Raw genomic sequence first — 243 nt, forward strand, 5'->3', positions numbered from 1 at the left:
GGACTGGCCGGGAGTTCAGTGGATGCCGACACGCTCGGCAGGGGCGGGGTAGGCGCATCAGCGCGACCCTGATAGCGGAAGCTCGACAGATCGAACGGGGTTGCCGACGCAGCGGCCGCCGCATCCTCCGACCCGTCCCACGCATCAGCCAGGCCCGCCAGCACAGCCTCCTCCGCCGTGTACCACGTCTCGGCGCGCATGATGTCGCGCCACTGGGCACGGGTTCCACTAGCGCGCTTCGCG

1 protein-coding gene is annotated in these 243 nt (G+C 70.4%); it reads right to left on the reverse strand.

All coding sequences use genetic code 11. The features are described from left to right. Window positions 1-200: hypothetical protein (locus tag RMT89_RS44975; RefSeq protein ID WP_315889524.1), on the reverse strand; the 200-nt coding region annotated here is incomplete at its 3' end. Window positions 201-243 lie beyond the last annotated feature (43 nt).

The sequence above is a fragment of the Streptomyces sp. P17 genome, assembly GCF_032436805.1.
GTDB lineage: Bacteria > Actinomycetota > Actinomycetes > Streptomycetales > Streptomycetaceae > Streptomyces.